The following is a 14640-nucleotide window of genomic DNA, read 5'->3' on the forward strand; positions in this document are numbered from 1 at the left end:
GGCGCTGAGCATCTTTCTACTCGGCCTGCGCAGTTCATGCGTTTCTGTCCTGCATCAGCATCCGATCATGTATCGTGATGTAACGCTAAAATTTGGCCATGCCTCGCGGTCAGAAAGGACTCTGGATGTATGAGTGAATCAGCAATTCCGAACGCTTTGATTTTCGATTTGGAGGTGGTACCTCCGACTGAGTCAAAGCCGGCCAAAATAATAATGGTCGGGGCGTTGCGGCCCACTACAGGCCAAGAGTTAGAGCTCAAGATTTCCAAAGATCCAATGGCGGCGCTTGCTCAGTTGGATGCACTGGGGCAGGGGGCAGACTGTGTACTTGGGCACAACCTGATCGACCACGACCTGCCATTGCTCAAGTCCCAGGCACCTCAACTGGCGCTGCATGACCTAGCTGTAGTCGATACCCTGCGCTTGTCGCCGCTGGCTTTTCCAAAAAATCCGTATCACCGGCTGATCAAAGATTACAAGCTCATCCGCGAAAGTTTGAATTCCCCGCTCGGAGACTGCCGCTCAACGCTTACGCTTTTCCAGGACCAGCAGGCCGCGTTTGCCGATCTGAAGTTGATGAATGTACGGGAGCTAATGTGCTACCAAACATTGATCGCTGCAAAAGGTAGTGACCTTGAGTCTATATTCCAGGCGATTACACAGACCCCTGCGCTTCCTCTCGAAGAGCTGCGCGCGGCAATCACGCAGCTTCTGGTCGAGACTGATCCGGCGTTCAAACGGCAATACAAAGTTTGCCAGACCCGGCTCTTCAGCTTGTTGGAAAATGATCTGGAGCGGGATGAGTTGCGCTGGCCACATGCCTATGCGCTCGCCTGGCTTCGCGTCTCTGGCGGTAACTCGGTGCTCGCACCTTGGGTGAGGCATCAGTTTCCCGAGGTCGGCCGAATCATTGGAGAGTTGCGCGATACCCCCTGTGGGAAAAAGGAGTGCGAGTACTGCAGCTCCGAGCATGACCCGGTCCAGGAGTTGAAACGCTACTTCGGTCACGACGAATTCCGTCGTGATAGCGATGGTCGGTCTCGCCAGCATGATGTGGCGCTTGCTGGTATGCGCGGTGAAAACGTTCTTGCCGTATTGGCCACAGGGGGCGGTAAGTCAATCGGCTATCAACTGCCGGCCCTGAACCGCTATCACCGAAATGGCAGCCTGACGATCATTGTCTCGCCGCTCCAATCGCTGATGAAAGATCAAGTAGATGGGCTGATCGCATCCAACGTCCAATGTGCTGCCGCCCTGAGCGGTCTGCTGACTCTCCCTGAGCGAGCCGATGTCCTGGAAAAAATCCAGATGGGTGACATCGGCGTGCTGCTCGTCTCGCCTGAGCAGTTTCGCAACAACACTTTTCGCCGGGCCCTCAGGCAGCGACAGGTTGGCGCCTGGATCTTCGACGAGGCCCACTGCCTGTCAAAGTGGGGTAATGATTTTCGCCCTGACTACTTGTATGCCTCGCGCTTCATTAGTGAATACCACAGAGACCAACCGCTCGCTCCGATTGGATGCTTCACTGCGACAGCCAAGCCGGACGTACTGGCGGACATCCGCGCGCATTTCCAAGACACCCTTGGCATTACTTTCAAGGAGTTCATTGGCTCGCACGAACGCGTCAACCTGCGCTTTGAAGTTGTCCCGTGTCAGAAGTCGGAAAAACGCCAGCGTACACAGCAGTTGCTGGAAGACAATCTGGTCACCCAAGAGGGAGGGGCCGTGGTCTTTGTCTCCAGCCGTAAAGGTGCGGAGGAGCTTTCGGAGTTTCTGGTTGGGAAGGGTTGGGCTTGCAAGTATTTCCACGCAGGGCTCCCGCCTGGCGAGAAGACCGACATTCAGAACGATTTCATCAAAGGGGTGCTTCGAGTCATCGTTGCCACCAACGCCTTCGGCATGGGGGTCGACAAGAAGGATGTCCGCCTGGTCATCCACGCGGATATCCCCGGCTCACTTGAAAACTACCTGCAGGAGGCTGGCCGCGCCGGTCGAGATCAGGAAAGCGCCCGCTGCGTGCTGCTCTACGATCCACAGGATATTGAAGCGCAGTTTGGGATAAGCGAGCGCTCCAAGCTCAGTCTTCGTGATATCCAGCAAATTCTGAAAAAGCTGCGCGGGGAAACTTCAAAGCGCAAAGGACGAGAGTTGGTTATTACGGCCGGCGAGATTCTGCTGGATGCAACTGTCGAAACGACATTCGCGGCAGAAGATCGTGATGCCGAAACCAAGGTGGTGACGGCCATCGCTTGGCTGGAACGTAGTGATTTTCTGCGCCGTGAAGAAAACCAGACGCGTATCTTTCCCGCCCGCGCTGCGCTCACCCTTGAAGAATCGCAGGCGCGTCTCGTGGAGGCGAAACTCCCCCAACGCAGGTTTGCCGAATTCAAGGCAATCCTCAACTACCTTTTTCAGGCCAAGGCCGACCAACGCATCAACACCGATGAACTCATGACGCTTACCGGCCAGTCGCTGGAGGAGGTTGCCGGGGCCTTGAAGCAGATGGAGCAGATGGGAATCCTGATCAATGATTCTCAGCTGACGGTGTTTGTCCGGCATGGCATCGTCGGCTCATCCAATCAGCGGCTCATGCAATCGCTGGAACTTGAAAAGGCATTGTTCGAGTTGCTGCCTGAACTCTCGCCAGATGCAGAAAATGGTGAATGGCAAGACATCAACCTTTCCCAGCTCAACACCGCATTGAAGGCCAGGTTGGAGCGCGACGATGTGAATCCCATTCAGGTACTCAGGCTGCTCAAGAGTCTGGCCCAGGATCGCGACGGTGAAAGCCAACAGCGCAGCACCTTCGAAATTCGCCCGATCAATCGTGATCATTTGAAGCTGCGCTTTACCGGCCGTCATAGTTGGAAGCGTATCAGTGCGTTTGGTGAGAAACGCCGCACCATTGCAACGCTGCTGCTTAATTACCTCATCTCCCAACTTCCACCGGGTGCCCGAGCCCGCGACCTGATGGTCGATACCACCTTTGGCAAGCTGGTCGCCACGCTTGAGGGCGATCTGGTCTTGAAATCCACGATGCCGGCAGGTCAGTTTCGCAGAGCGGTGGAGCACGTGCTGTTGTATATGCACCAGCAGGAAATCCTGACTCTGAACCACGGTATGACCGTCATGCGGCGTGCGATGACAATCAAAGTGGACGGCGAAAAGGCTGAAAAGAAGGTGGGGTTTTACAAGGACGATTACGCGAAGCTCGATGAACATTACCGGGAAAAATGTGTTCAGGTGCATGTCATGCGTGAATATGCCGAGCGCGGAATCCATGACATGGAACCGGCGCTCAGGCTGGTACTGGCGTACTTTGGCAACCCCAAGCGCGACTTCATCAAAGAATATTTCAATGAGCGCGAAGAAGTTCTGAAACTCGCAACCAGCGAGCAGTCTTGGAAGGCCATCACCCATTGCTTGAGTACCGTCCAGAGATTGGTCGTTGCCGACAACGATGACGTCAACCGATTAGTTCTGGCCGGTCCAGGGTCTGGCAAGACACGTGTCATCGTCCATCGGATTGCTTACTTGTTGCGCGTGCGCCGAGTACCCGCCAGCAGCATCATTGCCTTGGCATTCAACCGGCATGCGGCCAATGAAATCCGCAAGCGCTTGTTAGCATTGGTTGGAGCCGATGCTTACGGTGTCAGCGTACTGACCTACCACGCGATGTCGATGCGATTGACCGGCACCCGCTTCGAGCGCGGTGAGCCCGTCGATGAGAAGCGGTTGACTCAGGTAATCACCGATGCGGTGCACTTGCTGGAGGAGGGTGGTCGGGCGACCGGTGAGGACAACTTATGCGAGCAACTGCTGCGTGGCTACCGTTACATCATGGTTGACGAGTACCAGGACATTGATGAGATGCAGTACCGACTAGTCAGTGCGTTGGCTGGGCGCAATGCAGAAGAGGACGGGCGCTTATGCATTTTGGCGGTTGGTGATGACGATCAGAATATTTACGACTGGCGCCATACCAGCAATCAGTACATCGAGCAGTTCCGCGACAACTACGATGCCAGCGTCACCTACTTGGTGGATAACTATCGTTCGTCCGCCAATATCATCAATTCGTCGAACCGGGTGATCGGGGAAACTGAAGGCCGGATGAAGGCAGATCATCCCATCACCATCGACAAGGCTCGCCGGGAGCTACCCGCAGGTGGGCAATGGGAGGCGAGAGATCCGTCCCGGGCGGGTAAGGTGCTGCGAATCCAGCTTCCTTTTGCTGACCGGTCCAATGGCAACCTACAGGCTCAAGCTATGGCGGCTGAGCTGGCGCGGCTTATTTCACTGGAGGAAAACGGCACCTGGAACGGATGCGCGATACTGGGCCGAACTCATGCCTATCTCAAACCGGTCCAAGCCTGGTGCGAACTCAACGAGGTCCCTTATTTTCTCGCCTCCGAGAATGAGGACTCAATCCCTTTAACGCGCCAGCGGGGCTTCCTGAAAGGGATAGGGTGTTTACGCTTGATCGAGCAGCCTCAGACGGCGACGGAGGTCATCTCTACGCTTCGGCCGAGCCTGGATGATCCGCACTGGCAAGAGTTCTTTGAAACAGCCCTCCTGTGCCTTGTTCAGGAAATGGGCGAATGCCAGCTGTCTTCACAGTCAATCATCGACTGGTTATACGAGTACCCGCGGGCACTTCGCAAACAAGGAAGGCAGGGCTTGTACCTTGGCACCGTACATTCCGCCAAAGGCCTGGAGTTTCGCCATGTCGGATTGCTGGACGGCGCCTGGAGCAGCACATCTCAAAACTTGAATGCCGATCGCCGCCTCTACTACGTTGGCATGACGCGGGCGGAACAAACATTGACCTTGGGAGAGTTCGAGTCCGGAAATCCTTTCAGTCCCAAGCTTTCACACGGTGCCTTGGTACAAAGCTTTGCCGGCGATTTCGATCCACGACTGTCTCGCACCTACATTCAGCTTTCGCTGGCTGACGTAGACATCGGCTTTGCCGGCAGAAGCACTGCGACGCATCAGATACACCGGGCGATCGCCGAACTACAAACGGGCCACCCCCTTCTGCTCACGCGCGATGGCGAGCGGTACTTGCTTCAGGACGCCCAAGGGCGAGTCGTTGGTCGTACTGCGAAAAACTTCAAAGCGAACGTAGAGATAGACCAGTGTCATGTGGAAGGGATAATCGCCCGGTATGCCGATGAGGCTGATCTGCAGTTTCGACCTGCTCTGAAAATGGACATGTGGGAGGTGGTGATTCCTAGAATCAGCGGGACGCCGAGGTAATGTTCTGGCGCTTCGGCGCCTACATATGTGCGAATACTTTACCTGTACAGGACCACACTATGGACGTGTCTTGTGAGATTACATATCGTCTCTCTGCCGGCGCTTGCCGGGAACAGCTACTTCTGCTGGAGGGTATGCAAATAGAGCCGCCGCGCGAGGCGTCATGGAGTTGCATCGATGCATACCTCTGGCCGCAGCCGACTTGTGTGCTGCTCAAGCTGCTTGATTCCATGCCGATACGCGTTCTCGACGATGTATCGAAGCTGTAGACGTTTGTAGCTGGATTGCTTAGGGTGTGGCCATTCGATATTGCCCTTTCAGGGAACGAAAATGAGTACGTCATTGCAAGATGTTGTCAAAAAATTCGAGCGAAGCTCACCCTTTTCAATTCTTGCCGCAGACTGGCCTACGGCCGTCCGTGATGATTTCGCCGAGTTTGTACTGGCGGTGCATGACTCAGGTCTCGACCTATGGATCATCGCAGATGGCCAGATACGCTTGGGCAACAAGAGCGGTACCCGTGATCGCGCAGAAGCCTGTCTCGCCTGGATAATTGCGCAGAAAAACGGGCCCATCATCAGCTTCTCACGCCTCGTTGCTGGCGCTGACACCCCTTGGGAGGCAGTCGGAAAACCCGCGCTGGCGCGTTTGCAAGCGCCAGGCTTTTTGAAGACATATCCAATTAAGAACCGTGTTGTCAAATGGCCCAACGAGTACTCGCTTGATCAATCCGCGAATGGAGAGCCGTTCTCAACGGCCTCACCTGTGCCTGGCCAGTTCAACGGGCATGCGCTAACCGTTGAACAGATCGTAAGCGGTCTCGAACAAGCGGGATTTGTTTTGACACCCTTGCCGGGAAACAAAGTATTCCGCCTGATGCATCCAGCGTTGGATGAGCCGATTTATGTCAAGAGGGGGGCAGGTCAATCGACGCGTGCACCGTTGGTGTTGCATCCCATGCATGCTTCAAAGCTTGTCGAATGGTCCGAGATAACCGGTGTCGAGCGTCCAGCGGAGCCTTACTACCACAACAGCAACCTGCGTGGTTTTCCCAAGCGCCTCCATAGCGGCACTACGCCCATAAACTATGGGATTGCTTTTGGCTTTCGTGACACTGCAGCAATGAATGCTCTTGTCCAATCTCTGCTTGGTCACGAGTCCCTTCCTGACGAAGTGCCAGCTATGCCGGCTACGCCGGCTGCGATGACTATCGATCTGGGGGAGGTAGCTCTGACTGACACAGAGCGAGACGCTTTGATCAAAGCTCGTATCGGTCAAAGCCGTTATCGCGATTCCCTTGTGGCTTATTGGGGCGGTTGCTCAGTAACCGAGTGCTCCATTCCCCAATTGCTGCGTGCCTCGCATATCAAGCCTTGGCGGTCAGCGAACCATGCCGAGCGACTTGATCAGTTCAATGGACTGCTTCTGACCCCTAACCTCGACTTGGCCTTTGATCAAGGCTTGATCAGCTTTGATGACGATGGCGACATTTTGCTGAGCCCTGAAGTAGATGCAGCGACAGCGGCGGCGCTCCATTTGAGCCCTGCATTGAGGTTACGGCAGATCGAGCCGCGCCATCGCTCCTATCTGACATGGCACCGTGAAAACCTATTCCGGAATTGATCCGCTCTAACCCGATGTGTGACCACCTCCTAAATTTTCTGCCCTGAACGAATCACCGGATGGCTGGCCATGAACGAACTACTGCATCACCGTGGCTCGCTCTGCGCTTAGCCCAAACGTGCTGTCCCCACTAAACTCCAGAATTGGGTTAAGTTTTTCTTCTGTCACTGCTGTGATCCAGCTGCAATGCGGCCATCGCCGCTCCAGTAGCTCCGCTTTCGCCACACGCGGTACGACCTTGTTCGAGGCTATCGGGGTTATCATGTCAGGCCGTGGCCGGCACGAAGGTTGAAGCCCTCAAGTGGTCTAGCCATCATCCGCAAAATTATCGGCTTAATCCGCCGTAATCGTGCATACGCGATCTGGACAGTGGTAAATCATGAATGCAGTAGAAATTGAGTCCGCTATTTCGGACCTGGCCCTTGAGCCCTTTGACGCGGTGGAATTTCCGTTTGTCTTCCTGGCCGCTTTTGGCAATAAGGAAACAGCCCTCAAACGCTTGCGTGCCGGCAACAACAACGCTTCCGACGTGCCCGGCGGTGTGCTACTGCGCAGCAACATCCATATCGCCGCATGCGAATCTGGTAGCGTAGGCGAAACACTCAAGGCATTGCGCGCCAGCCCTGCCACCACAAAAGCCAAAGCCAAGTTCATCCTTGCCACCGATGGGCAAACGCTTGAGGCCGAAGAGCTAATCACGGGTGAAACCATCACCTGCGATTACCCGGACCTCCCCAACCACTTCGGCTTCCTGTTGCCCTTGGCCGGTATCTCCATTATTAAGGAGATCAAGGACAACCCCATCGACGTGCGCGCCACCAGCCGCCTGAACAAGCTATATGTCGAGCTGCTGAACGAGAACCCTGACTGGGCCAAGGACGAGCGCCGCGCCGACATGAACCATTTTATGGCGCGGCTGGTGTTCTGCTTTTTTGCTGAAGACACCGACATTTTTAATGGCGATGGCCTGTTTACCAAAACGGTTGAGCAGTACAGCGAACGCGATGGCTCTAACACCCATCAGGTGCTGTCTGAAATTTTCCGCGCCATGAACATTAAGTTGGCCGAGCGAGCCACTGTTCAGCCTCGCTTACCCAGCTGGGCCAACGCCTTCCCTTACGTGAATGGCGGTTTGTTCTCCGGCAGTACAGAAGTGCCCGATTTTACGCGGATGGCGCGCACCTACCTGCTGCACGCTGGCAACCTAAACTGGCAAAAAATTAACCCAGATATCTTCGGCAGCATGATTCAGGCTGTGGCCGACGATGAGGAACGCGGCGCTCTCGGTATGCACTACACCAGCGTGCCCAATATCCTGAAAGTGTTGAACCCACTGTTTCTGGATGACCTGCGTGCGCAACTGGACGCAGCAGGCGACAACAAGGCCAAACTGATTAACCTGCGCAAACGTATGGCGCGCATTCGCGTGTTCGATCCGGCCTGCGGCTCCGGCAATTTCTTGGTCATCGCCTACAAGCAGATGCGTGAGATAGAGGCGGAAATCAATCACCGCAGGGGCGAGGCCAACAATAAATCGGAAATCCCACTGACCAATTTCCGCGGCATCGAGCTGCGCGACTTTCCAGCAGAGATTGCCCGTCTGGCACTGATCATTGCCGAATTTCAGTGCGACGTACTGTATCGCGGCCAGCAGGATGCACTGGCCGAGTTTCTGCCGCTGGACTCGCAGAACTGGATTGTGTGTGGGAACGCACTGCGCTTGGATTGGTTAAGCATCTGCCCGCCAACCGGGACAGGGGTGAAGGTACTTGCTGATGATTTATTCAGCACGCCGCTGGATCAGGCAGAGATCGACTTCCAGAACGAAGGTGGCGAGACATATGTCTGCGGAAATCCACCATATATCGGAGGGAAAAAACAAACCGCCGAGCAGAAGAACGACATGGCTCGTGTCTTTGGACGCGGCGGGCAGCACAAAAACCTTGACTACATTTGCGCCTTTATCCTCAACGCATGCCGCTTCTTGGAGCATGCTACCAAGGCGGCATTAGTCACTACCAATTCAGTGGTGCAGGGAACGCATGTCCCAGTACTTTGGCCATTGGTCTATCAGAACGGTTGCGAGCTTGAATTCGCATATGAGACCTTCAAGTGGTCGAATAATGCACAGCGCAAGGCTGGTGTGTCATGCACGATCCTCGGTCTGACAAAGAACCTTGTCGGATCGAAATATATCTATGGGGACGTCGCGCGACGCCAAGTCACCAACATCAATCCATACTTGGTGGAGGGCCCCAATATCATCATTGCCAGTCAGTCACGGAACGCCAATGCGCTTTCCAGCATGATTACGGGTAACGCTGCATATGACGGCGGGCACCTATTTCTAACTGTCCAGGAGGCGCGTCAGTTAACGGGCGACCATCCCCTGATAAAGGAAAAGCTGCGGAAGGTGTCGGGGACCAGCGAATACGTGGATGGTATTACACGCTACTGCTTATGGCTTGATGACGAAGATTTGCCACTAGCGAAAAGCATCCCGCCCGTCGCTTCACGAATAGAAGATGTAACCAGATATCGCAAGAGCGGCGGCGAAGTGGCCGCGACGCTTATCAAGAAGCCGCATCAGTTTCGATATCGGAACGCCTGCAAAACGTCCCAATTGCTTGTTCCTCAAGTGTCATCGGAGCGGCGGGAGTACCTTCCTATTGGATTGCTCGCACCGGACATCGTGATTACGCACCTCGCTCACGCGATCTACGACGGAACGTTGGTCGACTTTTCTGTGCTTGCTTCTCGCTTACATCTGACTTGGATCACTACTATATGCGGCAAGCTGGAAACACGTATCCGTTACTCAAGCAACCTCGGCTGGAATACCTTCCCCGTTCCATTGCTAACAGAGCAAAATAAAGCTGATCTAACTGCCTGCGCCGAAAACATCTTGCTGGCTCGTGAAGCACATTTCCCCGCCACAATCGCCGACCTGTATGACCCGGACACTATGCCGGACAACCTTCGCAGAGCCCACGAGCGCAACGATGAAGTGCTGGAGCGCATTTATATCGGCCGCCGCTTTAAGAATGGCACCGAGCGATTGGAAAAGCTGTTTGACCTCTACACCAAGATGACAGCAAACACAGCAAAGGCTGCGCCGAAAAAGCCACGAGGGAAAAAGGCATGAGCGACACTCCTGCTAGCCTAGCCACGCCGCCCGAAGGTTACGGCGACTGGTTGGCCGACCTCAAAAGTCGCATCCATAATGCCCAGCAGCGCGCCACGCTGGCGGTGAACCGAGAGCTGGTGCAGCTATACTGGCAAATCGGCAACGATATTTTGACCCGGCAGGCACAACAGGGCTGGGGGGCCAAGGTAATCGAGCGCTTGGCACAGGATTTGCGCGCAGCCTTTCCCGATATGAAAGGGTTTTCGCCACGCAACCTCAAGTATATGCGCGCCTTTGCCGAGGCGTGGCCGGACGCGGAATTTGTGCAGCAGGCTGCTGCACAATTGCCTTGGGGTCACAATCTGGTGCTGCTGGACAAGTTGCCAGGCCCCGAAACTCGCCGCTGGTATGCCGCCAAGGCCATCGAGCACAACTGGTCGCGCAACATTCTGGTGATGCAGATCGAGACTCGTCTGCTGGAGCGCAGTGGCAAGGCAGTCAGTAACTTCGAGAGCCACCTGCCCAAACCGCAGTCCGACCTGGCCCGCGAGTCGCTGAAAGATCCTTACCGCTTCGACTTCCTCGGCCTAACCGAGGAAGCGCAGGAGCGCGAGATCGAAAACGCTTTGGTCAAACATGTCACCGAGTTTCTTTTGGAACTGGGCGCAGGCTTTGCCTTCGTTGGCCAGCAAGTGCTGTTGGATGTGGGCGGTGACGAGTTCTTCATCGACCTATTGTTCTATCACCTCAAGCTGCGCTGCTATGTGGTGATCGAACTCAAGGCCGGCAAGTTCAAGCCCGAGCACCTGGGCCAATTGAGTTTTTACCTCACTGCAGTGGATGCCCAGCTCAAGCACCCACATGACGGCCCCACCATCGGCCTGCTGCTGTGCAAGAGCAAGAACAAGGTAGTGGCCGAATATGCCTTGCGTGATAACGCCCGCCCCATCGGTGTGGCCGAATACCAATTGGTGGAGTCCCTGCCAGCAGAGCTGCAAACCAGCCTGCCCAGCATCGAACAAATCGAGCGCGAACTGGCAAGTGATGACGCATCCATGGACGACGACTCGCAATGACCGAACAGAACCACAACCCAACCAACACTTACACGGTGCCATCGGTATCCATCACCACGGCGCACACCGGGGCTTCCAGCAAAGCTAATGAGTTGGGCATGCGTACCATGCAGGAGCGCGCCTATACCAAGCGCGGCGAACAGTACCTGCTGATCAAGTCGCCCCCTGCATCAGGTAAGTCCCGCGCCCTGATGTTTATCGCCCTGGATAAGCTGCATAACCAGGGCTTGCAACAGGCAATTGTCGTGGTGCCGGAGCGCTCCATTGGCGGCAGCTTCGCCGATGAGCCGCTGAGCAAGTTTGGTTTTTACTGGGACTGGCAAGTGGCTCCGCAGTGGAACCTATGCAATGCTCCTGGCATCGATGAGCCGCGTGTGGCCAAATCCAAGGTGGAAGCCGTACGCGCTTTCCTGAAAAGCACCGACAAGACGCTGGTCTGCACCCATGCCACCTTCCGCTTTGCCGTGGAAGAGCTAGGTATCGAAGCCTTCGACAACCGCCTGATCGCCATCGACGAATTCCACCACGTTTCCGCCAACCCGGACAACAAGTTGGGCGGCCAGCTAAGCGCGTTTATCGGCCGCGATAAAGTGCATTTGGTGGCCATGACGGGCTCATATTTCCGTGGCGACAGCGAGGCCGTGCTGGCCCCAGCGGAAGAAGCCAGGTTTGAGACGGTGACTTACACCTACTACGAGCAGCTCAACGGCTACCGCTGGCTCAAGTCGCTGGACATCGGGTACTTCTTCTATACCGGCAAGTATGTAGATGCCGTCGCCAAGGTGCTGGACCCAGCACTGAAAACCATCATCCATATTCCCAATGTGAATGCCCGCGAAAGCCTCAAAGACAAGGAGCGCGAGGTCAACGAAATCATGAGTGCGCTGGGCGATTGGCAGGGTGTCGACCCGACCACCGGCTTCCACCTCATCAAAACCAAGGACGGTCGCACGCTGAAAGTGGCAGACTTGGTGGATGACAGCGACGCGTCCAGGCGGTCCAAAGTGCTCAGTGCACTGAAAGATCCTACGCAGAAGAACAACCGCGACAACGTGGATGTGATCATCGCACTAGGCATGGCGAAGGAAGGCTTCGACTGGATCTGGTGCGAACATGCACTGACCATCGGCTATCGTTCGAGCCTGACCGAAATTGTACAAATCATTGGCCGCGCCACGCGTGATGCCGAGGGCAAGGAACGCTCGCGCTTCACCAACCTGATCGCTGAGCCTATGGCCGACCAAGCGGCTGTAGCCGAAGCAGTGAACGATATGCTTAAGGCCATTTCCGCCAGCCTACTGATGGAACAGGTGCTTGCCCCGCGCTATGAGTTCACCCCGAAAGATACTGGGCCGAAAGAAGGCTTCATTTACAACGGTGGTGAGGGCTATCAATCAGGTGGCACCAATCTGGGTGTGAATGAAACCACAGGTCAGTACCATGTCGAAATCAACGGTCTGACCACGCCGCAAAGCACAGAAGCCACGCGCATCTGCAAAGAAGACTTGAACGAGGTGGTAACCAGCTTCCTGCAGGACAAAACTGTGCTGGAACGCGGCCTATTCGACAAGGAAAATACCCTACCCGAAGAGCTGACCCAACTGCGCATGGGCAAGATCGTGCGCGAGCGTTACCCCGACTTGAGCGACGTCGACCAGGAAGCAATCCGTCAGCATGCCATCGCTGCCATGAATATTACCCAGCAGGCCAAGTTGATGTTGGCTCAGGCCGATGCCAACGAAAGTGACACCTTACAAGGCAGTACGGCCCTGCTGGAAGGCGTGCGCAAATTCGTTAACGTGCGCGAGCTAGACATTGATCTGATCGACCGCATTAACCCCTTTGATGCCGCCTATGCGGTGCTGGCGAAGGCTATGGATGAAAAATCCCTGCGCCAGGTGCAGGCCAGTATTGCAGCCAAGAAGGTGAGCATTCCCGAAAACGAAGCACGAGACCTGGCAATGCGCGCCCTGCAGTTCAAAAGCGAGCGCGGCCGGCTGCCAGACATCAACTCCGCCGATGCCTGGGAGAAACGAATGGCTGAAGGTGTGGTTGCGTTCGCACGTTACCGCGCCCAAGCCAAAGCGGCGCAGGGAGAATCCGCCAATGGATAAAATGAACGATGACGACCTGCTAAATGCGCTAGGGGTAGAAGTACCCTCGCTTAAGACAGCCACTCGAACCCCTCGCGAAGAACGCATCATCGCGGGCTTCGAGGACATTCAGCGCTTCTATCAGACCCATGGCCGCGCCCCACTACACGGCGAAGACCGCGACATCTTCGAGCGCTTGTACGCCGTGCGCCTGGATCAGCTTCGCAACTTACCGGAAGCACAAGCCCTACTGGCAGGCTTGGATAGTCACGGCCTACTGTCAGGTGCTGCGGTAGCCACGGTAAATGTGAATGACCTGGATGAGGATGCCTTGCTCGCCGAGCTGGGCATCGGCAGTGAGTCCGTCGACCAGGACGACATCACCGTGCTGCGGCATGTGCGTTCCAGTGCGGCAATAAAGGCGGCAGAAGAAATTGCCGCCCGGAACCCATGTAAAGACTTTGAGAGATTTAAGCCACTGTTTGACGAGGTGGAAGCAGGCCTCAAGCAAAAACTATGGGTAACCAAGCCCTTTGGCAAGAACGCCAGCATCGAGGTCGGGGACTTCTTCATTCTGAGCGGACTCATTGCCTATGTCGCCGAGGTGGGAGACACCTACAAGACGCCGAATGCGGAGACGAATGGGCGTTTGCGGGTCATCTACTCCAATGAGACAGAAAGCGATCTGCTATTACGATCCTTGCAGCGGGCGCTCTACAAAGACGGTGACGGGCGTGCAGGGTCTCGGATCATCAAGGTAGACTCTGGCCCACTGTTCAGCGACATAACCGAGCCGGACGACATCGAGACTGGCACCATTTATGTGCTACGCAGCCTGTCCAACCATCCCTACGTAGCCGAGCACCGCGAGCTGATCCACAAGATCGGCGTAACCGGTGGCCGAGTGGAAACGCGTATCTCGGCGGCGGCGAAAGATGCCACCTACCTGCTGGCCGATGTGGAAGTGGTCGCAACTTACAAGCTTCACAACCTGAACCGCACCCGGCTGGAAAACATCTTCCACCGCTTGTTCGGCGCAGCGCAGCTGGACTTGACCATCGAAGACCGCTTCGGCCATTCAGTCAAACCTAGGGAGTGGTTCCTGGTGCCGCTGCATGTGATTGATGAAGCGGTTGAGCGCATTCGAGATGGGTCAATTACCGATGTGGTCTACGATCCCCACTCGGCTCGCCTGGTCAGCTAAAGACACTGATGAGGTAAACGATGACTAGATCGATGTCGCGCGCTTGCACGCGACATCGATCTAGTCTGATCCCGAAACTCCTCTGGGCGTCCGCTAAATTGTTCTGCTTACTGCAAGTGGCGCTACTGCCGATGTCAGTATGGTATGCACGATATCTACAGATCCCGGCTTTCATGCCGCCGCTCGTTCTGCTTTACGTTTTCTCTTTCCTGAGCTTTTGCCTACGACTATACGGCCCGACGGACTTATAGGAAG

At 55.6% G+C, this 14640-nt stretch carries 6 protein-coding genes; all 6 read left to right on the forward strand.

Annotated elements, in window-relative coordinates:
* Positions 1–129 precede the first annotated feature (129 nt).
* The 6 genes from JFT44_RS18055 (at position 130) to JFT44_RS18080 (ending at position 14385) form a co-directional block, all read left to right on the forward strand.
* Positions 130–5262, forward strand: coding sequence for a RecQ family ATP-dependent DNA helicase (locus tag JFT44_RS18055; RefSeq protein ID WP_198830998.1), 5133 nt, complete (start codon positions 130–132; stop codon positions 5260–5262).
* Between the two features lie 330 nt (positions 5263–5592).
* The gene (locus tag JFT44_RS18060) at positions 5593–6885 is read left to right on the forward strand and encodes an HNH endonuclease (protein ID WP_083294000.1); all 1293 of its coding nucleotides are present in this window, start codon (positions 5593–5595) and stop codon (positions 6883–6885) included.
* A gap of 379 nt (positions 6886–7264) precedes the next feature.
* Complete coding sequence (locus JFT44_RS18065) at positions 7265–10030, forward strand: DNA methyltransferase (RefSeq protein ID WP_198799041.1); 2766 nt, start codon at positions 7265–7267, stop codon at positions 10028–10030.
* On the forward strand, positions 10027–11088 hold the full coding sequence (locus JFT44_RS18070) for a YhcG family protein (RefSeq protein ID WP_198799042.1): 1062 nt from the start codon (positions 10027–10029) through the stop codon (positions 11086–11088). Before JFT44_RS18065 ends, JFT44_RS18070 begins: the two co-directional genes overlap by 4 nt.
* Positions 11085–13202, forward strand: coding sequence for a DEAD/DEAH box helicase (locus JFT44_RS18075; protein WP_198799043.1), 2118 nt, complete (start codon positions 11085–11087; stop codon positions 13200–13202). Before JFT44_RS18070 ends, JFT44_RS18075 begins: the two co-directional genes overlap by 4 nt.
* The gene (locus tag JFT44_RS18080; protein WP_198799044.1) at positions 13195–14385 is read left to right on the forward strand and encodes a GIY-YIG nuclease family protein; all 1191 of its coding nucleotides are present in this window, start codon (positions 13195–13197) and stop codon (positions 14383–14385) included. Before JFT44_RS18075 ends, JFT44_RS18080 begins: the two co-directional genes overlap by 8 nt.
* Positions 14386–14640 lie beyond the last annotated feature (255 nt).

This window comes from Pseudomonas sp. MF5691 (genome assembly GCF_016405645.1).
In the GTDB taxonomy this organism is placed as follows: domain Bacteria; phylum Pseudomonadota; class Gammaproteobacteria; order Pseudomonadales; family Pseudomonadaceae; genus Aquipseudomonas; species Aquipseudomonas shahriarae.

What these genes read in the sequence shown, in the direction of transcription:
- JFT44_RS18055 (WP_198830998.1), top strand. Translation starts at nt 130, where the DNA reads ATGAGTGAATCAGCAATTCCGAACGCTTTGATTTTCGATTTGGAGGTG.
- JFT44_RS18070 (WP_198799042.1), top strand. Translation starts at nt 10,027, where the DNA reads ATGAGCGACACTCCTGCTAGCCTAGCCACGCCGCCCGAAGGTTACGGC.
- JFT44_RS18080 (WP_198799044.1), top strand. Translation starts at nt 13,195, where the DNA reads ATGGATAAAATGAACGATGACGACCTGCTAAATGCGCTAGGGGTAGAA.
- JFT44_RS18075 (WP_198799043.1), top strand. Translation starts at nt 11,085, where the DNA reads ATGACCGAACAGAACCACAACCCAACCAACACTTACACGGTGCCATCG.
- JFT44_RS18065 (WP_198799041.1), top strand. Translation starts at nt 7,265, where the DNA reads ATGAATGCAGTAGAAATTGAGTCCGCTATTTCGGACCTGGCCCTTGAG.
- JFT44_RS18060 (WP_083294000.1), top strand. Translation starts at nt 5,593, where the DNA reads ATGAGTACGTCATTGCAAGATGTTGTCAAAAAATTCGAGCGAAGCTCA.